We start from the raw sequence: 21,276 nt of genomic DNA on the forward strand, positions 1-21,276 counted from the left end.
GATGTTCATGCCTCACACTGTCCGCACCACTCGCCTGCTGGCCATCTTGTTCGTCAGCGGGCTGCTTTGCGCCTGTGGGGGCGACAAACCCCTGGCCACGGTGGGTCAAGTCGACTTACAACGTTATACCGGCACCTGGTATGAAATTGCCCGTTTGCCACAATGGTTTCAGCGCGGCTGCTACGATTCCACCGCCACCTACAGCGCCAATGACGACGGCACCCTTAAAATAGTGAACCGCTGCCAACGCGAAGGCGACGAGAGCCGTGAAGCCGTGGGCACGGCACGGGTTGTCCCCAATACCGGCAATGCCAAATTGAAAGTGCGCTTTGATAACTGGGTATCGAAATTGATCCCCACCATTACCGAAGGCAACTACTGGATTATTGCTCTGGATAAGGACTACCAGACCGTGGTGATAGGAGAACCCAGCCGCAAATATCTGTGGATACTCGCGCGCCAGCCGGAGCTGGGCGATGACCAGTATCAGGCACTGTTACAGCTGGCCAAGACTAAAGGCTTCCCCGTAGATCAACTGGAACGTAACCGTGACCTGCGGCCCAGTAAGCAATGAGCGAGCACCACGTCTACTTCGCCATTTTCAATTTTGATCACGATCCGGCCCAGTTGGATGTACTAATGGGGCAAAGTGCTGACGATTACTGGCGTAAAGGAGAAAGTTTCAGCGACGCTAACCCCGAAGCCAAGCACCGTCAGAACCGCTGGATTGTGTCCAGCCAACTAGACCAGAACGCTAGTCACCGTGATCATTTCGAAAAGCTGCTGCTCAAGCTGCAACGCCTCAGCGTACCTCTGAATAACCTGCCTGCGGACTACCGCTTTGGCATCGGAGTATCGCAATACTTCTTCATGGACGATCCTTCTTTTTACCTCCCCACCGAGATCCTCAACGGTTTTCAGGCCCTCGGATTCAACATCAGTTTTGACCAACTGGGACTAGACCATGGCACTGGAAATTGAACGCAAGTTTCTTGTTCGCGACCTCAGCATCACCGACTCCCTCGCAGGAGAGCGATTAACACAGGGTTATTTAAGCCACGACAAGAACGCCACCGTGCGAGTGCGCACCACTGGCGACACGGCCTGGTTGACCATCAAGGGAAAAACCGTGGGCGCGACCCGCAGTGAGTTTGAATACGCTATTCCACTGGCTGACGCCCAGCAGATGCTGGCCGAATTGTGTGGCGCCGGCGTCATCGACAAGACCCGCTATCGATTGCCTCAAGGGGAGCTGTGCTGGGAAATCGATGTGTTTCACGGTGATAATGAGGGTTTAATCGTTGCAGAAATCGAGCTCCCCAGTGAAAAAACGTCCTTTGAAAAACCGGCTTGGCTGGGGGAAGAAGTTACGGGAGAAACGCGCTATTACAACAGCGCATTAAGCACCAAACCTTATAAAAGCTGGCCGTAACCACCGCCACCGTTAGCCAAAAAACCGGAAACAGCGAATGGAATCCAACGTATACCAAGCCCCGGCCAGCGAGATCCTAACTGCAAAACCTGAAGCCGCCGGGGTCGCGCTCTATGTGGTCGCCCCCTGGAAGTTCAATCTACTTTTCTGGGCCACTATGGGTATTTACGGCCTTTACTGGAATTTCAAAAACTGGCAATACCAAAAAAACCATCGAGGAAAGAATGTACAGCCGGTATGGCGAGCCCTGTTCAGCGTTTTTTTCTTTGGCCCGCTGTTGAAAACCATCAATCAGGAAAACGAAGGCAAAGCAAAACCGTTACCGGTCTTCGCCTTAGCCACCCTGTATATTCTTGCCAACCTGATCAGCACCGTATGCGACCGGGCCGCCGCCAGAATGGATAGCTTTGGGATACTGGACTTGGTTTCACTGGCGCTTATACCCGTGACTTGGGCGGTGATGTTCAAAGCACAAAAAACTATCAACTTTTCACAAGACGATACGCAAGGTCGGCGCAATAACCGCCTAACATTAGCCAACGGCATCTGGATAATGCTAGGCATGGTTCTGTGGGGGCTCATTCTATTGGGCCTCGCCAGTGGCTATTTCCCTGAACAAACAGAAGCCTTTCTCTCTTCCTTAATCATGACGGCCTCGTAACTATGTCATCACTAAAAAAATCCTTCGCGTGCCCGCTTATTATCGTCAGCTTGATGCTGTTGCTGGCCGGCTGTATTCCCACCATTCAACGTATGTGGGACGCACAACCGGTAACTGGCACGGTGGTTGATGGCAACACTGGCGAACCGATCAGCGGCGCCACCATCCGCTCGATTACCTTACCCGAGGACCCAGAGCAGACGCCACGCACCGCCATCAGTAATGCTAAAGGCGAGTTCACTTTACCCGGCGAATCCCATATTGGTTTTCATATGGCTATGCCCGCCAGCTACATGGCCTCGACTCATTGGAAAATCAGCCACCCGGACTACCCCGATGCAGTAGCAGAAACGCGCACCATCGCCCCCCCCACCGGTGAACAACCACGGAACATTACCGTACCGCTGTTTGCAGAGATAAACGCCAGCAAGGTGCAAGACTGCCCCTACTTTCACTACCAGCAACAATTGGCCCAATGGCTAAATCATTTGGACGAAGAGGCACGGTACCCCTTTCAAGATTCCATGCTCACGTTCTGCCATGATAGCGAGCGTATTGAGCAGATTTTTTCTGCACAAGAACGCGGAAATCATTAAACAGCCTTAACCCATACATTTGGCACAAGCCCCACCCATGAGTCGCCCGTGAGTATCGGGGCGACCCCATGCTAGAAGGCCCCCCATAGCATGGGCAGGATCATGCGCACAGGCATCGTTGAAACGGGTGGGACACTGGGGTCTCCCATCGCCCCTGACGATCACCGTCCTGAAAACCCGTATCTGGCCATGGGTAAACGCCCCCCTGGGCACCGCCGACGCAGGTAACGGCGGCATAGGCACTGTGTTCTTAAGCATCCTGCAGCCCCCCCCCAAGATTCCATCAACACGCGCTGCTTTGCCTGCCTAACAAAACCCTCAAGGCGGGCATTATCGGGCAGAAAAATCGCCCCCCTAGCGATTAAGCGATAATGCCCCCGTGTCCCCTCCTGCGGTTCCCTGTACCATTACGGCTTGAACTAGGGCAGTCGCGCCCTCCGTTTCCCTCACCACAGGTCCAGCATGCTCAACAACGATGTCCTCCGCCGCACCCGGTACATTTTCGATTTTGACGACAGCCGCATGATTGGCGTCTTCGCTGAAGCCGGAGAAACCGTCACCCGGGAACAAATCAGTAACTGGCTGAAAAAAGATGAGGACCCGGCCTTCCAAAAGTGCACCGATCGCACTCTGGCAATTTTTCTCAACGGCCTGATCAACGCATTGCGCGGCAAAAAGCCAGGGCAGCAGCCAGAACCAGAAAGCCGCCTGACCAACAACATGATTTTCATGAAACTGAAAATCGCCCTAAGATTGCAAGCCGAAGACGTGCTGGCCGTACTAGAACTGGCCGACTTCCGCATGAGCAAACATGAGCTCAGTGCCTTCTTTCGCAAACCCGGCCACAAGCACTACCGGGAGTGCAAAGACCAGATCCTGCGCAATTTCCTCAAAGGCTTACAAATTCAGTATCGCGACGGGGGCTAAGCGCCTGACGCATAGATCAGCAAACTTAGCGCACCGCTCTAATACCACTTAGCGTCTTGAAACACAGGTCCCGGGCGGTGCCGAGAAACTCCTGCACATAGGGGGTCTGTTCATCCTCCACACGCACTGCCGCATAAAGCGTTCGCCACACACCCTTTTCACCAAGCCGTACGGTTTTCAATAAATCGTGTTCGGTATATTCCGTTAGTGCCCAGTTTGGTAACGCGGCTACACCGCGACCTGCGGCCACTAATTGCGCTGTCATGGGGGTCAGCTCAGCCGTGCGTATGGCTGCGGGTTCTTTACCCGCCGGGCCCAAAAAGGCGCTGAACACATCCAGTCGCTCACGATCCACCGGGTAGGTAATCAGCGTTTGGTCGGTGATGTCGTCGGGGAGGATCCACTTTTTCCCCGCCAGCGGCGATTGTCGTGACACCGCCAGCACCAGCTCGTAGCGGAACAATGGCACATACAGCACGGCATCGTTTTCCACCGGATCGGAACTCACCACCATATCCAAGTCTCCCCGCGCCAGCGCAGGCAACGGTGCAAAACTGAACGCCGCCGATAAATCCAACTCCACTTCAGGCCAGTGTTCCCGAAACGCATCCAGGGCCGGCATTAGCCACTGAAAACAGGAGTGGCACTCAATGGCGATATGTAGCCGCCCAGTCTGGCCGGCGGCCAAGCGTTTCAGTTCCCTTTCTGTTTGCTGCACCCGGGGGAGCACATCGCGTGCTAGCGCCAGCACTCGCAACCCGGCCGTGGTAAAACGCACCGGCCGGGTTCGCCTCACCAACAGCGCCACACCCAATCGATGTTCAAGATCTTTCAACTGATGAGACAAGGCCGACTGGGTAACGTGCAGCCGCTCTGCCGCCTCCACCAGTGATCCAGCCTCCTCAATGGCACGCAACGTAGCGAGATGTCTGAGTTCAAGCATGAATGCCTTTCCTTGAGCTAATTGTAGAGGTGAAAACTGGCTTGCAGGCGATGAGACGCCTGGAGCAAGCAAATTCCATTGTTGAGAAAAATTCATACTCATAGTGAGATATTTGATTTTGCCTCATAAAGCATAGCCACCACAATACCCTCGACCTTAAACAAGCAAGGCACCACAGCAACGTATTGCGTGAAGTGTGCTTGCAAGCAATGGCGAAGGAATAATGTCATGACCACCCTGCACAACTTGGGCTTTCCGCGCATCGGCGCCCGCCGCGAACTGAAACAGGCACAGGAAGCTTACTGGGCCGGCGACCTGCAACAGAGCGAATTGGAACACGTGGGCAAAAGCCTCCGTGAACGCCACTGGGCCTTACAGGCCGACGCCGGAGTAGACTTGATGCCGGTGGGCGATTTCGCTTGGTATGATCATATTTTGGAGTTCTCCTCTCTGCTGGGTGTCGTGCCATCACGCTTCGAGCAAGATGCAAATGCCCCAGTGAACCTGGACACCTTATTCCGTATGGCCCGTGGACGTGCGCCCACCGGCACCCCGGCAGCGGCCTGCGAAATGACCAAGTGGTTTGATACCAACTACCACTACCTGGTGCCGGAGCTAGCCGCCGACCAAACCTTCCGTATTGCCCGGGAAAGCCTGTTCGAGCAGGTCGAAGAGGCCAAAGCGCAGGGCCACAACCCCAAGCCGGTGATCCCCGGCCCGCTTACTTATCTGTACCTGAGTAAGGGGGACCGCTTTGAAGGCGCCGAAGACAATGCCAAGCTCGCGTTGCTGGATAACCTGATTCCGGTTTACCGCGAAATATTGCAACGCTTCGCAAACCAAGGCGTTCAATGGGTGCAAATCGACGAGCCTATTCTGGTTCTGGATTTACCCGATAGCTGGCAACGAGCCTACCTGCGCGTATACGACCAATTGGCCTCGGCCAGCCAGACTAAACTGTTACTGGCCACCTACTTTGGCGGGCTCGGTAACAACCTGTTCACCGCACTGGAACTGCCCGTGCACGGCCTGCATCTGGACCGGGTTCGTGGTAATGACGACCTGGGCCAAGTGATCCCCCGTCTGGGTGATAAGGTGCTGTCGTTGGGTGTAATCAACGGCCGCAACATCTGGCGCACCGATCTAGACGCGGCTCTGGATAACATCACCGCCCTGCACAATGAACTGGGGGATCAGCTCTGGCTGGCGCCGTCCTGTTCTTTGTTGCACTGCCCGGTGGATCTGGAGCAGGAAGACACCCTCGATAACGAACTGAAAAGCTGGCTGAGCTTTGCCAAACAGAAACTGGAAGAACTGGCACTGCTTGGCGGTGCCCTGCGTGGCGACAGCAACGTTAATAGCGGGCTGCAAACACAGCGCGCTGCCCTCCAGGCTCGCGGTCTATCTTCGCGGATTCATAATCCTGCCGTGGCCCAGCGCCTAGCCGATGCCAGCCAGCTCTCCCGCGACCGGGTGAGCCCGTTTGCCGAACGCATTGCGCAGCAGCAACACGCCCTGCAGTTGCCCGCTTTCCCCACCACCACTATCGGCTCTTTCCCGCAGACTCGAGAAATCCGTACCGCTCGCCGGGACTGGAAATCCGGCAAGCTAAACGATGCGCAATACCAGCAACAAATGCAGGAAGAGATTGCTCGCTGCATTCGCTACCAGGAAGAGGTGGAGCTGGATGTGCTGGTGCATGGTGAAGCCGAACGTAATGACATGGTGGAATACTTCGGTGAACTGCTGGACGGTTTCGCCTTTACTCGCTTCGGTTGGGTGCAGAGCTATGGCTCACGCTGCGTAAAACCCCCCATCATTTTCGGCGATGTGCAGCGCCCCCAGGCCATGACCGTGGAGTGGGCCCGTTACGCCCAGTCTCTTACCCACAAGCCGGTAAAAGGCATGCTCACCGGGCCGGTCACCATTTTGCAGTGGTCGTTCGTGCGCGATGACCAGCCCCGTGCGGACACCTGCCGCCAGATTGCCTTAGCATTACGTGATGAAGTACAGGATCTGGAAAAGGCCGGCATCAAGGTTATCCAGATTGACGAACCCGCTCTGCGCGAAGGCTTACCGCTACGCCAAGAAGAGTGGACGCAATATCTGGACTGGGCGGTGGATTGTTTCCGCCTGGCCACTGTCAGCGTGGATGACGACACCCAGATTCACACCCACATGTGTTACTCGGAATTCAACGACATCATCGAAGCCATCGCGGCGCTGGATGCGGATGTGATTACCATCGAAACCTCCCGCTCCAACATGGAGCTGCTGGATGCCTTCCGAGATTTCCACTACCCCAATGACATTGGCCCCGGCGTTTACGATATTCACTCGCCCAACGAGCCAGACGTGGCCTGGATGGTACAGCTAATGGAAAAAGCGGCCGAACGCTTGCCTAAAGAACGGTTATGGGTAAACCCGGACTGCGGCTTGAAAACCCGCAAGTGGGACGAAACCCGAGCAGCCTTGGCAAACATGGTCAATGCGGCGAAACAGTTGCGGCAGGCGAGCTAGCCTTTCCTGTCGTTCAGCGCTGGCCTGTCCGATTACGCCTTTCAGGCTAACGCTGACCTGCTCCTGAAATGCCGAAACTTGCCTGCAACGGGTTCTTTTGAACCACGTGCAGGCAAGCCCCTCCCCGCACCGTCATCACCAATCCTGCTAAGCCTTTAGATCAAGGGCGCCCAGCAGCCGATCGGGCCCTAGCTCTACCGGCTTAGGCTCACCGGGCAACTGCCAATGGCCACCATGGCGTTCATCCGGTTTGCTGTCCATGATCGGCAGGCTGGTAAGGTCGCTCATGGCATCGCGGAACAAGTCAGTGCGATAGCACTGGGCCGCAAAAGTTTTCGCCTCCTCCAGAGAGCATTGCCGCCAACGCTGCATTTCCTGGAGCAGAAAAGCCGCATCCGAGCGCCAAGGAAAGTTAGCGTGAAAACCGGCAAATACATGGAAATGATGTGGCAGGAACGGTTGCCCTGTCAGCCCACCGGGCAACCGTTGGCTGAACGGCGCAGCGATGATTTCTGCCGGCACATCCAGCCACGCCGGATGCGCCAGCAAGGACAGACTTTCAACCAAGTTTTCATCCGCATGGCAGGCCGCTTTATACAGCGCCCGCAGCACCGCCCGGTGAGTGTCCGGATGTCGTGACACCCAGTCCCTGGAGACCGCCAATACCTTCTCCGGCGCGTTCTCCCAAATTTGATAACCCGACAAAATACAATGCCCGGCACCCGTCAGGGCGGCCAAGCTATTCCACGGTTCGCCAACACAAAAGCCATCAATGTGGCCCATTCGCAGGTGGTCCACCATCTGCGAAGGGGGCAGCACCACCAGCTTAACGTCGTGATCCGGATCCAACCCCGCAACACTTAACCAATGACGCAACTGATAGGCATGGCAGGAAAAAGGAAACACCACGGCCAACACCAGAGGGGATTCACCGCTGGAAGCCCGAGCCGCCACCAGCTTGTTCATGGCGGCAGCAATATCGTTAGGTGTCGGACCTTCCGACAAGGCGCACAAGCCCTGAAACAACATCGGCGATACAGTCACTCCGTTGCCGTTAAGGCCCATGGAAAAGGCGGTGGCCAGGGGCTTCTTGATGCACCCCAGCCCCAGTGACGTGGACAACAGCATGGGCGCCAACAGGGGTGCCGCATCCAGTTGCCCCACCAACAGACGGTCCCGCAGACTGGCCCAGCTCCACTCCGGCTGCAATTCCACATCCAGCCCTTCGGCGGCAAAGAATCCCCCCTCCTGAGCCACCGCAAGGGGCAAGCTATCGGTGAGCGGCATGTAGCCAATACGCACTTTCATCGGGGCGGCTCCGTGCACGAAGGGCGCCGGACCTCAGACGCCTGGCGACGCACACTCCGAAGGCCGTCGACAATAGGGGCGCGGCTCACGGTCTTATCCGACATATCCATAAGGCTTCGCGCCTTCATCAAGGGCATCACTCGTCGCATGCTATCTCCTGTTCAACATTATCCTTTGGGCATTAAGCGCTAGTCTTTCTACCCTTGCGCCTTGAGCATTTCGGCATAATCGAGCACCGATCGGGCCACCTGAATCAACGGTTGCCCGCTGTTCATGGCCTGGCGACGCAGGGTGCTGTAGGCATCCTGTTCGTTAAGCCGACGACGCTGCATCAGCAGCCCTTTAGCCCGCTCGATAATTTTGCGTTCGGCCAACGCTTCACGGGTTTCTTCCAGCTCTTCACGTAACGCCTGATATTCCCGAAAACGCGCGGTCGCCACACGCATTACCCCACGCACCCGGGTCAGGTCTGTTTCGCCGGCCACGTAGGCGCTAACACCCGCGCGCAATGCGGCAACCACCAGATCCTCATCGTCCTGATGGCAAAACATGACCATGGGGCGTGGCATGTCACGCTGCACCAACGCCATGCTTTCCAGGGTATCGCGGTCCGGCGCATCCATGTCCACAATCACCACATCCGGGTTACTGGAGCGCACTTTCTCGGCAAGGCCGGCAGCGCTGGTGAGCCGGCACAGAATCTTGTGGCCCTCATCAATGAGGGCCCGCTCGAGGATCGCCGCGCGGGGGGGCTGGTCATCTACCAGCATAATTGTCAGAGCCATAATGTCTGGCGCATCCGAACAAATGGAATTATTGAAGTGTTCTGCAACGGTTGTGCCAGTCATACTCTTTCTAACCCATTGTTTTATGGTCTATTTTATTTTCCATGAATAAGGCACCCCAAAAGCGAGCCATTGTGGTGCAAATCCAGGTGCCAAAATGGCCCTTATCCCTCTAGGCGCCTTAATAGTCCGCGGCGGCAATCATGGTCGTGGCCAAAATGGTGTAGGCGGCAACCCAGGCGGCTTCTGTGTCGCTGTCGAACGCATCGCCCAGCCCCTGGCCCAAAGTCCAAAGCAAGGCCTGTGCCACCGTGTCGTAGTCTGCTGGTTTCACACCATAATCCTTGTGACGAGCGCCCAGCTTCTGAACAGCGGGGACGATGGTATCGAGCTTGTCCAAGCCTCTCACTGCCACACCAATCATGGTCATCAGCTTCTTGCCCTGTTCTTCCATGTTGCCCTTGAAGAGCGGTTTCAGGGCGGGGTCATTGGTAAACAGGCGATCGTAAAACAAGCTCGCAGCCTGATCGGAAATAGCATCCACCTTGTCCCAGCTGTTCTGTACCAAAGCAATCTGTACCGGAGTCATGATGTTTCTCCCGTTGAATATAGATAATGGCCTTTAGCGCCGCCCATCCGACGCTATAATCGGTTAAGCCCGTACTTGGGTCGTTGTTGATCGAACTTTAGAGCGCCTACATCGGCACCCTAATCACCACGCCGCCCATCACATCGCCCAGTTCGAAATCGGTTTTCGGAGAATCCTTATGGTTGTTGTGGCAAGCCACACACGGCGCGGCCACAGCCACATCTGGATAAACGGCGGTGTAGTAGGTCACATCACCCAGTTTTTCTTCACCGTAAAAATTTTCACCAGGGTTATCCACGATGTACTGCAAGCCCTCTTTCTCCAGGCCGGTCTTCGGTTCGTTTTGCCCATTGATCGGCCACAGTGACTGCAACGAGTAGCTGAATTCACTGGTCATCTCACTCACCGACTCCGCCCCGTAGCGAAACATCTGTGCTGGCAGTGGTGCGCCATTTTCAAGGTCTTCCCAGTACTCATGGGGTTTGATGCTATCCGCCCCTGCCGGACCAAGACGCCCGATGATCAGCTTGGTGTAGTTGGTTCGGTCTGCGTTCATCACTGCGAACAGGGAATCGGTGTAGACCTTGGGTTCAATCCCGCTGACAGGCGTTGCGGCTTGTTCACCTCCACAGCCACTGAGTATCAGGGCGGAAATGGCCGTGGCCATCAGGGTGGTGGCTTTGCGTTTCATGACGTGTCGCATGGGTAATACCTCCTCAGGTTTTTAAACTTCGTTATGCGTAAATCAGTAAGGCCCTATTTTTTTGTCGCGGGCCTCGTCACGGTCCACCGCCATATCGATGGACGGTACATGGTGTTCGGGCTTGCCGTTGAAGTTGTTTTCCAGCAGATGCGGATCGGCTAAGGCATCCAGTGAAAACGCCAAGCTATGGCATTGCAGGCATACCGGGCGCACCATCTTTTCCACCGGGCGCATGGTCAGGCTCTGGTTGTGCTGGACAAAAATGTCGTCGCGATGCTCTTCACGGGGCATGTGGCAGGAGGCACAGGTGACACCGCTACCGGGCGGCAACTCGCCGCGCTTTTCCTTTTTCCACAGGTCATGATGAGGGGAACGCAGGTATTCGTTGCTGTGCTCGTCATTGTGGCAGCCAATACAGCTATCCACGGCAGCACGCTGGGTATCAAAGTCATGGGCGCCGTGACAGCTGATACACGTCAGCTCGCGATGACTGGCCTCCACATGCATGTTGAGCACAGACTGCGACGGCGTCATCGGCGCCAGCCCTTGGGCCAAGCGCATGCCATGCCGGCCCTGCAGAAACCCTTCTGACTCCGGCTTATGGCAGGTAGCGCACTGCAGCACCTGCGGTGAATCGACCCACTCACCGGCAGCACCATGGCAAGCGGTGCAGGTGACGCCCGCTTGTGCATGGGCCGTCCCCTCCCAGTGCTCAGGGGTTGGCGTGCCTTCAGGCGCTTTGCCCTGGCCGCGCATCAACGCCAGCAGAGCGTCATCTTTCATCTGTCTGGCAAGCAGGTTACGGGGCGGTTGCCGGGCAGGCGGCTTCAGCCAAGGCTCATCGGAATGGGCAAGCAGAAAGTCTTCATACAACGCGCGGTTATCGTGGAAATTATGACAACCCGCATTCGCACAAGTATCGAAACCCATTCCCTCATGACTCGGCCGATCTTCGGCAATGCCTTCATGACAGTGGCCGCACATGTCCATGGGCAGAGTCACCCCCAAGCCGACGTCAAGTTCGGGACGATGCTCCACATGGCAGGACACGCAAAGCCGGGCATCCACATTGGCCAGCCGGTCGGCATTACGAGGGTCAGTAAATTTGGATTTGGGATGAGAATCTTGGGCGTCTTCCAATTGCTCCCCATGACAATCAATACAGGCATTTTGCAATACGGTTTCGCTGTCGAAGCCAGGGCCATGGCAAACACTGCATTGCATCTCGATCTGATGATGGCCATGGGTCATTGGGCCAGGGATAAAAGCGGTCTTTACTGCGTCTTCATCCACTAATTGAAGACTCAACCAAATGGCCAAGCCGACCGAACCAAACAGCCAGATAGCCCACAACGCCGAAGGATGTTTCTTACTGCCCATCACCGCACCCGCCCTTTAGAAGTAGTACGCCGAAACGATGTGAAAGATCAGTAGCGTCGGCAGCGGCCAGCACACCAGAATGTGAAGCCAAGTGCTGCCTTGTCGCAGCCACCCCACTCCGTTCATGGCAACCTGCAGACGGGTTAGCAGCGCCGCAGTAATGCCAACCATGGCGGCACCGATAAAACTCAACATCAGCCAGCGGTTTAGGTTTTCCCCCAATGAAAAACCGGTGTGCCAATACAGTGTTAACAAAGCAAGCAAGGCCAGTGCTGCATGGGCAATGCGCCACCCCGTAAAACTCCCCATGGGCACTTTCGGAAAACGTTTTTTCAAGGACATCAGCAACAGCAGCACAGAAACGGCCAACACGGCATAGCCGCTCCACTGTCGCCACAAGCCGTTGCGGGAAAATTGTTCAAACAGAGAAATATTCTGTACCGAGCTGGCCGGAGCCGGTGACGGCAACCAGAAGGCCAACGCCATAACAAACGCGGCAACGGCTGAGATAATGGCTAGCGCGGTGGCCCCAGGCACCTTACGGGCGGCAGCTGCACCACCACTGCACAAACTATCCAGCAGCGGCTCACAGCCACCACATACCGTGCCGGCGCCGCTCACAGATTTCAGGGTGGCCACGTCACAGCCGTCGGCCATGAAATCCTGTAGTTGGCGACGGGACAGCCCCCGGCACTGACAGATCACGGTGGCGGCCGGCCATTCGCTCACTTGCCCGGCGCCCCCTTCATTCAGCTCACCAGTGAAGCGGAAACGCAATACTTCCCAAGGCTGTATGCGACGACCATCGGCGATGCGATTGAGCACTTTCTGACGTTCCGCCCAAGAGCCCACGGAAACCACGCCCACCAACCGCCCGGCGCGCAACATCAAGGCACGATAAATGCCAGCATTGCTATCGTGGTAAACAAGATTGCGATGCACCATGCCCCGCTCTTCGTCAGTAAAGCGCCCGGCACTGAATACCTCCAACGACAAAACTTTTAGCCAAGTGCTATCAGCCACCGGTGTATAACTGTCATCACTGCCGGCAAGGCATCCCGCAGCGACCCGGGCCTGTTGCAGTGCCGGCATCACTAGGCCGCATACCCGATCTTCAAACTGGGCGCACTCGCCCACCGCATAAATATGCGGATCTGAGGTCTGCATGCTCGCAGTGACACGAATACCATTAGCAACCTTGAGCCCCGCCTTGCGGGCCAGTGCTGTCCGCGGAGCAATTCCCGTTGCGAAGACCACCGTGTCGCAAGGCAGCTCACTGCCATCCGCAAGCACCACTGACTCCACACGTTCCGTTCCCTTAATACGCCGGACACTGGTATTGAGCCGTATATCCACACCGGCTTCGCGCAGGTTATTGGCCACCATGCTGGCCGCTTCACTATCAAGCTGGCGATTCATCAACCGATCGGCATGCTGAATCAAGGTGACGTTGGTCCCGAAACGACACAATCCGTGGGCAGCTTCAATACCGAGAAGACCGCCGCCAATGACAACGGTATGGGTACTTCGCAAGCGACGGGCGATTAACGCTTGGGCGTCGGCCATATCGCGAAAACGCAACACACCAGACAAGGTTGTGCCCGGTATGGAAGGAATATGGGCGTCACTGCCCAGCGCCAGAACCAGGCTACTGTAGTGGTGACGCTGACCGAGTCTGTCCTCTACCCAGCGACGGCCGGGATTAATCCCGGTAACGGGCCGCCCAACCAGATGCTCTACCGAGTCATCCAGTTCAGGGGGCAAGTTGGTGAGATCATCAAACTCGGTGGATCCGAAAAGAAAGGTGGAAAGCTTAACGCGATCATACGGGGCCCAATGCTCTGCACCGAACAGCTTCACTGGTGTGGTCACACCACGGCGGCGCAACTCCACCAGGCACTGTATTCCCGCCGGGCCATTGCCAACAATGATGACGGGCTGTTCGGCCTGGGCATCAGGTACCCGGGGTTGGGGCTGATAACGTTTTGCTTCCACCTGACACCTCCTTTTCTGAGGATCTAACGGGGAAGGTCGGGGATCAGAATTTCAGTTCTGCCCAGGCCCAGTACTTGCGGGTATCAGACTTGAAGTCATCGGCGCTGTAGTCTGCATACTTCAGTCCTACTACGTAGTTTTTACCGATTGGGCGCGCTACCAGCACATTGGTTTCTGTACCGTAGTCAGTGCTGCCTTCGTTGGACTTGAAGTCATGGAATACCGCCAGCAACTTGAAACCCGCCAGCTTGCCACCCACTGACACAAAGGTATCTTCCAGACCATCATCCGGTGTCGCCAAGAACTGATCCGACCAGCCATTAAAGGCATGCTTGGTGGCCAGAGGCGTCTGGAACGCTACGGTGCCATCATCAGAACCAAGCACTTCCTGTGCCACTTTTACTGTCACGCCAGCAATTTGTGCGCCCAATTCGGCAAAGTAGTACTCGGTATCACCGGCGTCCACTTCCTGCTGGGCCCCTTCCAGAGTCAGCAACAATTTGAGTGAGTCCAGATCAAAAGCACCGGCATAACGCAGGCCGAAAGTATCGTTATCGGAATCCGTCACATTGTCTGTTTCAAGCAGATAGCCATAGGCGCTTAGGGACCCACCTGGCGCGCCGGCCCAGCTAGCGTTGAACAGATAATGGGAGGTATTGGCATCAAACGATGGGGTAATGCCATTTACTTGAGTCAGGTACGCCGTGGAGAACGTCAGATCACCGACACCATAGTCCAGCTTGGCACCGTCGAAGGTTTGCTCATCCTGGCGCCAGCCCACATTGCCCACAAAGCGCGCATTGTCATAAATGATGCGTTGACGGCCATAGGTAGCAACCAGGCCTTCCAACGCATCGCTACCAGTGTAGCGAATGGCAGCGCGGTTCAGTTCAGTCACTTCCGGATCCGCAATGATCGGATAGCCACCTTGCTCCGGGGCATAATTATCCACCTGGCCAACGATGCGGGTATCTTCAAATTCGCCCATTACGTCGAAGCCGTAAAATTTGCCACTCTGGTAGCCCAAACGGGTACGCAGGGTGAGTGCCTGACCTTCGTCAGCCATACCGTCAATGTCGACTTCTTCGTAGCGCAGGCGCATGTTCAGCAGCGGAGTACCGCCTTTGAGAGCCGTAATAAAGGCATCATCTTCGGCGTTAGCGGTACCTGTAACACCCAGCGCGGAGAGCAGGACACCGGCAGCAATGGCAGCATTTTTCATCATCATTTCCTCAACACCTTCCCAAAGTTAAAATCGTTTTTTGGTTAATTCAGAGCGCACCTTCCCTGTTCCCGCTTTCCGTGCACAAAAAAGCAGGTGGGTTCATTCCATCGTTATGCGTTTACTTCAAGCCTGTTTGCGAGCCGCCTCAGCGTTATTGCTATTGCGTTTTCGCATTGGCTCCACCTTGCGCTGCTTTTCGTACAGGAACTGAAGCACCTGTTGACGACAGCGCACAAAGGTCGGGTCATCTGCCAGTGCCAGGCGATCTCGTGGCCGCGGTACGTTCACCTCCAAAATTTCGCCAATGGTGGCAGACGGGCCATTGGTCATCATGACGATACGATCGGACAGCAGTACCGCCTCATCCACATCGTGGGTAATCATGATCACCGTGGTGCCCAGCTGAGCATGGATTTCCATCAGGGAATCCTGCAGGTGAGCACGGGTCAGTGCATCAAGCGCACCAAAGGGTTCATCCATGAGCAGCACCTGGGGCTGCATGGCCAACGCACGGGCAATACCCACCCGCTGTTTCATACCCCCGGAAATTTCGTCTGGCTTTTTGTGCAGGGCGTGCCCCATGTGCACCAGTTCCAAGTTGTGCTCTACCCAGTCGCGTATTTCCGCTTTGGTCTTGGTCTTTTTGAAGACCTGCTTGACCGCCAGCTCGACATTTTCGAACGAGGTGAGCCAGGGCAGCAGCGAATGGTTCTGGAATACTACGGCCCGTTCCGGGCCAGGCTCGGTCACCTCATGGTTGTCGAGAATGACACCGCCATCGGTGGCCTGTAGCAGGCCCGCGACAATGTTGAGCACGGTGGATTTACCACATCCGGAGTGACCAATCAGAGAAACAAATTCGCCGGAATCAATTTTAAGGTTCACCTCTTTCAGGGCTTCGAACTGGCCCTTGGGCGTATCGAATTTCATACCAACGTTGGAGAGTTCCAGTAATGCTTTCATGTCGTTTTCCCTGTGCTTAGCGCTGTACGGAAGATTTGTCCCACACCAGAGCGCGTTGCAGCATGAGCATTAAGCGATCCAGCAGAAAACCGATCAGACCAATTACGATAACGGCAACCATAATTCGACCGAGAGATTGAGAACTACCGTTCTGAAATTCATCCCAAACAAATTTCCCCAGCCCCGGATTCTGCGCCAGCATCTCGGCAGCGATCAGCACCATCCAGGCGATCCCCAAGCTCAGGCGCAAACCGGTGAACATCATTGGCAGTGCAGAAGGCAGTACAATCTTGCGTATATGGCTCAGCGCATTCAGCCGCAGCACCAAAGAGACGTTGGTCAGATCCTGGCTCACAGACGTCACCCCCACGGAGGTGTTCATCAGCGTTGGCCACAGACAACATAGAGACACTGTGAACATGGACGTCAGGAACGACTTAGCCACCATCGGGTCGTCGGTCACATACAACGCGCTCACCACCATGGTGACCAGGGGCAACCATGCCAACGGTGACACCGGTTTGAACAACTGAATCAGCGGATTCATAGCCGCATACGCAGTGCTGCTCAAACCAATGACGATACCGAGAGGAATCGCAATCAATGATGCCAGCAAGAAGCCACTCATCACCGTGATCAAGCTGGTGCCAATCTGATCAAAGAAGGTCGGCGCCCCCGTGTAATTCCGTTGGACCGGCTCCCAGTCCGGCTGCTGCTGCAGACGCGAAGCAATGTATTTTTCCTGGCGTTCGTGAAACGCCTCTTCCTTCGCTCGGGACGCATGATGTTCATCCACCAGAGACCCTGCCTGCTGCCAAACATCCGCGGGCCCCGGGAATTGCCCCAACGACGTGTCGATACGTTGGGCCGCCAGCTGCCAGAGCAACAGAAAGGCGGCAATGCCCATCACCGGCCAGATCAACTGGCGCAGCAACGCCTGCCACTGCTCACCGGACATCTTGCCGGTAGCCAGCGCACGGTAGGGTTCCATCCAAGTTGGGAAAGTCAGGGTCACCATGATTGCTTCTCCTTGAAGGAGACACGCTGTTAAAGCGCGTCGCCCTCTTTCAGACCAATCGGAAACTTCTTCAGGTACGCATTAGGTTTGCGGCCGTCGTAAGTGATGTTGTCGATAAAGCCTTTTTGCGGTGCTTTAAAGCCGTCTTCGGTGGCGAAGTCAGGAAACTCATCCGCAGAGATCTTGCCTTCAGCAATCAGCGCCTTAGCCGCCTGGGCATAGATGTCCGGGCGATACACTTGCTTGGCGATATCCATGTACCAGCTATCCGGTTTGGATTCGCTGATTTGGCCCCAGCGACGCATCTGCGTCAGGTACCAGATGGCATCGGAGTAGAATGGATAGGTAGCGTTGTAGCGGAAGAACACATTGAAGTCCGGCACTTCACGCTTATCGCCTTTCTCATATTCAAAGGTCCCGGTCATTGAGTTGGCGATCACGTCATAATCCGCCCCCACATAGTTAGGCTGAGACAGGATCTTCACTGCTTCCGGGCGGTTGGCATTGTCGTTCTCATCCAGCCATTTGGCCGCACGAATCATCGCTTTCACTACACGGATATGGGTGTTGGGGTACTTGTCAGCCCAGCCCTTGCTCACACCGAACACTTTTTCCGGGTTGTTCTTCCAGATTTCGTAATCAGTAATTACCGGCACACCGATACCTTTGAATACAGCTTGCTGATTCCAAGGCTCACCCACGCAGTAACCGTAAATGGTGCCCGCTTCCAAGGTGGCCGGCATTTGTGGTGGCGGGGTAACCGACAGCAATACGTCAGCCTGCAGCTGGCCACTGGTGTCGCCCTTGTGTGGGGCGTAGAAACCCGGGTTGAGGCCACCGGCGGCCAGCCAGTAACGCAGCTCGTAGTTGTGAGTGGATACCGGGAACACCATGCCCATGTTGAAAGACTTGCCCTCAGCTTTGTACTTTTCCACCACCGGCTTGAGTGCATCCGCCTTGATCGGATGCACCGGTTTGCCATTCTCCACCGGGATGCTCTTCTTCATTTCCTCCCACACCGCATTGGAAACGGTGATGCCATTACCGTTTAAGTCCATGCTAAACGCCGTAACAATGTGCGCTTCGGTGCCGTAGCCAATAGTCGCCCCCAGCGGCTGGCCTGCCAGCATGTGCGCCCCATCCAGCTGACCGTCAATCACCCGGTCTAGCAGGACTTTCCAGTTGGCCTGGGCCTCTAAGGTCACAAACAAACCTTCTTCTTCAAAAAACCCTTTCTCGTAGGCCACAGCGAGCGGCGCCATGTCGGTCAGCTTGATGAAGCCAAACTTCAGATCAGCCTTTTCCGGCCAGCCCACAGAATCTTCCGCCATGGCGTTGGCCGAGAGCCCCACCGTCAGTGCAGTAATTGCTATGCGAATAAACTTTTTCATCCGTCTTCCCTCATTTGCCTGCTATCGCGCTGGCATAAAAAAAGCGCTCAGAGAATCCTGTCATCGTTGACCGGATGCCATGAGCGCCTTTGCTCGAATCTGATCGTGATCGCCATTGATCACGAAGAAGTATTTGGGTCACAACACTGTTGCTGTGATGTACCCACTAAGGCAATTGCTGTGCCAACTTTGAAAACACAATACTTTCAATAACTTAACGATTAATGCTGTCTACAGAAACGATCGCCACGCCCATAAATTGCACAAACAGCACTATTGTGAATCATTTCGTTCTCACCAAAATGCATCACTGTTGTGCTGCATAGCCGATCACCCCCCACAAAACCCGCTTTTGCGCCAGCATGGTGAAAAAAATGCGCACCGCTTGCGACCAAAGGCCCATTATCACTGAGAGAAATAATGAACATCATCTGAAAGGTGCAGAGCAACAAGCGCCGACCTGCTAGGCTGCCCGGCACATGACCGCAGCCATCCATCATTAATTTAGACCGAGCCCTTATGGCCCAACACGACAACGACGCCCTGCGCATTGCCCTGGCCGGCGCCCTCAGTTTGGTCATTGCCCTGGGCATTGGCCGCTTTCTCTTTACCCCTGCCCTGCCCGGCATGATTGCTGACACAGCGCTAACGGCGGTGAGTGGCGGCTATCTGGCGGCGGTGAACTACGGCGGTTACCTGCTGGGTGCCATGCTTGCCATGGCCGTCCCCTCTCACCGGGCACGTAGCGCCTTCTGGATCGCGCTGTGGGTGAGTGTGGTTAGCAGCCTATTGATGGGTCTCAGCGAGACGTTTCTTCCTTGGGCAATCAACCGCTTCTTGGCCGGCATCGCCAGCGCCATCATCATGGTCAACGGCTCTGCCCTGGTGCTTGGCGCCTTGCCCAATCACCTGCGCGCCCGGTTAGGTAATATCCATTACGCCGGCATTGGCTTGGGCATCAGCATCGCCGCCCTCACCGTAGCATTGGTTGAGTTCCTGCAAGGCCGTTATCCCTTCATGTGGTTTTCCTGCGGCGCGCTGGCACTTGTCTTCATGGCGTTTCTGCGTGTGATTCCCGCCCTGCCCCACGCCAGTGAACATGCCCATACCCGGGTACCGGTAAACCGCAAAGCTCTGGGCTTCCTTATTGCCAGTTATTCTCTCGCCGGGTTCGGCTACATCACCAGCACCACTTACCTGCCGGTAATCGCCAAACAACAACTGCCTGGGCTGGACAGCGCCGCCTTCTATACTTGGCTTGCCGTGGGCCTGGCTGCCGTTCCCGCCAACCTGCTGTGGGGCAAACTGGCCAGCCACACAAGCGAGCGCAATGCCTTGATGATGGCGCTGGTAGTGCAGGCCGTAGGCGTGAGTGCTCCCGCCTGGCTCCCCGGTCTGGCCGGGCTGGTCACCAGTGGCCTGCTGGTAGGCGGCACCTTTACCGCCGTGGTCGCCCTAAGCATGTACTGCGCCCGCCAACTGGCCCCCCACGCCGCCAGCGCCGCCCTGGGCGCATTAACCGCCTGCTATGGCGTCGGGCAGATACTGGGGCCAGTAGTCACGGCATGGTTACTGGAAAGCAGCGGGAGTTTTTCGCCCGGGTTGCTCGGCGCAGCAGTGGCGTTGATAGGCGCAGCGGTGCTGTTGATGCCACTGGGAAAGGAACGGTTTTAGGGTTTGGCGCAGGAACGCACTGACAGAAAAGGTATAGCCCAATAACTCGATTTCAATCTCTTCCTGCGATTATTTAACGCCCGCATTTGCGGCTGGTTTGGAGCGCAGCGGAAAACCAGTCCGACAACATGCGTTTGTTGTATGCTTTCTGGCTCAGCCTACCTTTTGAGTGTGATTCCATCATAGAAGTAGCTCAGAATGAAAATGTCGAACTTATCTAGATCAGGCACATTAGCTACGATTTCCTGAAGACCAATATCTAGAAACTTATTAATGGTGCAGTGCAGATCATTATCTATATTTTCAAAGTCGATAACATTAGCATCATGCACCTTTCTGGAAATCATCCTTGGCAGACCATACTCTTCTAACTGATAGACTGCAGGGGGAAGAAATGCATGTGAGACTTTGAATATAAAGGGAGAAATATCAACTGTTGTACTTTTTGATACTTTTTTCAGTATAGCATTCACATCATTTAGCAAAGCTGAAAGCTTATAAGTGATACTCCTCTCTAGACCAAAAAAACTGTCGACACTGATATTTTGGTCGTTCAAATTTTCCAGAAGCTGAGGAAATGGGAGTTCCCAACCATCCGAGATTGTTTTCGTAAAATTAACTATATCTGTATACTTAGCATCCCACCCAGACGGAACCATCCTTAGCAGCCTATAGAGGGAGTAATCCCAATCATCTGGATTCAAAGAATTCAGATAGGACAAATTTTTCCATTCTTCCGGGGCCCTTGATATTTCTCTAGCGACTTTAAGAATTGTGGCGGTGCTGCTGCTTTGAAATATGCTTTCCTTAGAAATAGAATCATATGAGTCCGCTCCTAGAAGTTCGGCCATTTCTTCTTTATAGCTGATTATTTTTGCAACCTGATCTGAAGTTAAATCTTGTTTGAAATCATTTTCATCTAAGTCTGGTAAGAGATCGTCTGGAAAGTCTATATTTAGCTGAGATTCAGTCGGGTCTGGAGGGGTGTCAAGCAGATAAATATTGCCCACAAAATGCTTGAACATCCTTCCGCCTCTGCCAATTATATTCCTATAGGTAAAATCTTTTAATTTGCTTCCTCCGTTTTTGTTTTGCCAGATAACAACGTTCTCAGCGGAGGTGTTCACACCTTCGATTATATGAATCGCCACCAGTTCATTAGACAC

General features: G+C 55.1%; 19 protein-coding genes and 1 pseudogene. 8 read left to right on the top strand and 12 right to left on the bottom strand.

The annotated features are described in order from the left end of the window. Position 1 precedes the first annotated feature (1 nt). The 6 genes from Y017_RS02580 to Y017_RS02605 all read left to right on the top strand — a co-directional run bounded on the left by Y017_RS02580 (position 2) and on the right by Y017_RS02605 (position 3,616). The gene (locus tag Y017_RS02580) at positions 2-574 is read left to right on the top strand and encodes a lipocalin family protein (RefSeq protein ID WP_035458629.1); all 573 of its coding nucleotides are present in this window, start codon (positions 2-4) and stop codon (positions 572-574) included. After that, entirely contained in the window at positions 571-981 is a 411-nt protein-coding gene (locus tag Y017_RS02585) for a DUF4279 domain-containing protein (RefSeq protein WP_035458631.1), read from the top strand. The genes Y017_RS02580 and Y017_RS02585 overlap by 4 nt, the downstream gene beginning before the upstream one ends. Continuing rightward, positions 965-1,432, top strand: coding sequence for a CYTH domain-containing protein (locus Y017_RS02590; RefSeq protein ID WP_011588151.1), 468 nt, complete (start codon positions 965-967; stop codon positions 1,430-1,432). Before Y017_RS02585 ends, Y017_RS02590 begins: the two co-directional genes overlap by 17 nt. 37 nt (positions 1,433-1,469) lie before the next feature. Then, on the top strand, positions 1,470-2,093 hold the full coding sequence (locus Y017_RS02595; protein WP_011588150.1) for a hypothetical protein: 624 nt from the start codon (positions 1,470-1,472) through the stop codon (positions 2,091-2,093). A 2-nt stretch (positions 2,094-2,095) separates the two neighbouring features. Then, positions 2,096-2,689 (top strand): carboxypeptidase-like regulatory domain-containing protein, encoded by a 594-nt coding sequence (locus tag Y017_RS02600; protein ID WP_035458633.1) that lies wholly within the window; start codon positions 2,096-2,098, stop codon positions 2,687-2,689. A gap of 462 nt (positions 2,690-3,151) precedes the next feature. Further along, positions 3,152-3,616 carry a DUF1456 family protein gene (locus Y017_RS02605; protein ID WP_035458635.1) on the top strand — a complete coding sequence of 155 codons (465 nt, stop codon included), beginning with the start codon at positions 3,152-3,154 and terminating at the stop codon, positions 3,614-3,616. A 25-nt stretch (positions 3,617-3,641) separates the two neighbouring features. On the opposite strand, the gene Y017_RS02610 is transcribed toward Y017_RS02605, so the two are convergent. Then, positions 3,642-4,559, bottom strand: coding sequence for a LysR family transcriptional regulator (locus Y017_RS02610; RefSeq protein WP_035458637.1), 918 nt, complete (start codon positions 4,557-4,559; stop codon positions 3,642-3,644). Between the two features lie 228 nt (positions 4,560-4,787). Between Y017_RS02610 and metE the strand changes: the two genes are divergently transcribed. Further along, positions 4,788-7,079 carry a 5-methyltetrahydropteroyltriglutamate--homocysteine S-methyltransferase gene (metE, locus tag Y017_RS02615; RefSeq protein ID WP_035458639.1) on the top strand — a complete coding sequence of 764 codons (2,292 nt, stop codon included), beginning with the start codon at positions 4,788-4,790 and terminating at the stop codon, positions 7,077-7,079. 147 nt (positions 7,080-7,226) lie between these two features. Here metE and Y017_RS02620 read toward each other — a convergent pair whose 3' ends face one another. From Y017_RS02620 to Y017_RS02665, 10 genes are all read right to left on the bottom strand, one after another. Further along, positions 7,227-8,387, bottom strand: a complete 1,161-nt coding sequence (locus Y017_RS02620) for a CmpA/NrtA family ABC transporter substrate-binding protein (RefSeq protein WP_046961743.1) — start codon at positions 8,385-8,387, stop codon at positions 7,227-7,229. A gap of 197 nt (positions 8,388-8,584) precedes the next feature. Further along, positions 8,585-9,235 (bottom strand): ANTAR domain-containing response regulator, encoded by a 651-nt coding sequence (locus tag Y017_RS02625; RefSeq protein ID WP_011588143.1) that lies wholly within the window; start codon positions 9,233-9,235, stop codon positions 8,585-8,587. 118 nt (positions 9,236-9,353) lie between these two features. Then, on the bottom strand, positions 9,354-9,761 hold the full coding sequence (locus Y017_RS02630; protein ID WP_011588142.1) for a globin family protein: 408 nt from the start codon (positions 9,759-9,761) through the stop codon (positions 9,354-9,356). Between the two features lie 106 nt (positions 9,762-9,867). Beyond that, on the bottom strand, positions 9,868-10,464 hold the full coding sequence (locus Y017_RS02635) for a DUF3365 domain-containing protein (protein ID WP_011588141.1): 597 nt from the start codon (positions 10,462-10,464) through the stop codon (positions 9,868-9,870). A gap of 42 nt (positions 10,465-10,506) precedes the next feature. Next, entirely contained in the window at positions 10,507-11,844 is a 1,338-nt protein-coding gene (locus Y017_RS02640) for a cytochrome c3 family protein (protein ID WP_035458644.1), read from the bottom strand. A 15-nt stretch (positions 11,845-11,859) separates the two neighbouring features. Continuing rightward, on the bottom strand, positions 11,860-13,839 hold the full coding sequence (locus Y017_RS14850; RefSeq protein ID WP_051428683.1) for an FAD-dependent oxidoreductase: 1,980 nt from the start codon (positions 13,837-13,839) through the stop codon (positions 11,860-11,862). A 43-nt stretch (positions 13,840-13,882) separates the two neighbouring features. After that, the gene (locus Y017_RS02650; protein ID WP_011588138.1) at positions 13,883-15,067 is read right to left on the bottom strand and encodes an alginate export family protein; all 1,185 of its coding nucleotides are present in this window, start codon (positions 15,065-15,067) and stop codon (positions 13,883-13,885) included. A gap of 120 nt (positions 15,068-15,187) precedes the next feature. Next, positions 15,188-16,027, bottom strand: coding sequence for an ABC transporter ATP-binding protein (locus Y017_RS02655; protein WP_035458646.1), 840 nt, complete (start codon positions 16,025-16,027; stop codon positions 15,188-15,190). Between the two features lie 16 nt (positions 16,028-16,043). Next, positions 16,044-17,045, bottom strand: coding sequence for an ABC transporter permease (locus tag Y017_RS02660; protein ID WP_035458648.1), 1,002 nt, complete (start codon positions 17,043-17,045; stop codon positions 16,044-16,046). Positions 17,046-17,074: 29 nt separating this feature from the next. Then, a complete protein-coding gene (locus Y017_RS02665) occupies positions 17,075-18,436 on the bottom strand; it encodes a CmpA/NrtA family ABC transporter substrate-binding protein (protein ID WP_011588135.1) in 1,362 nt (453 codons plus the stop codon). Between the two features lie 519 nt (positions 18,437-18,955). Here Y017_RS02665 and Y017_RS02675 point away from each other — a divergent pair. Then, the gene (locus Y017_RS02675) at positions 18,956-20,110 is read left to right on the top strand and encodes a YbfB/YjiJ family MFS transporter (RefSeq protein WP_035458651.1); all 1,155 of its coding nucleotides are present in this window, start codon (positions 18,956-18,958) and stop codon (positions 20,108-20,110) included. Positions 20,111-20,268: 158 nt separating this feature from the next. Here the strand turns inward: Y017_RS02675 and Y017_RS15290 are convergent. Beyond that, positions 20,269-21,276: pseudogene (locus Y017_RS15290) on the bottom strand (hypothetical protein); the annotation flags it as partial.

It is taken from the genome of Alcanivorax sp. 97CO-5, assembly GCF_000524665.1.
In the GTDB taxonomy this organism is placed as follows: Bacteria; Pseudomonadota; Gammaproteobacteria; order Pseudomonadales; family Alcanivoracaceae; genus Alcanivorax; species Alcanivorax borkumensis.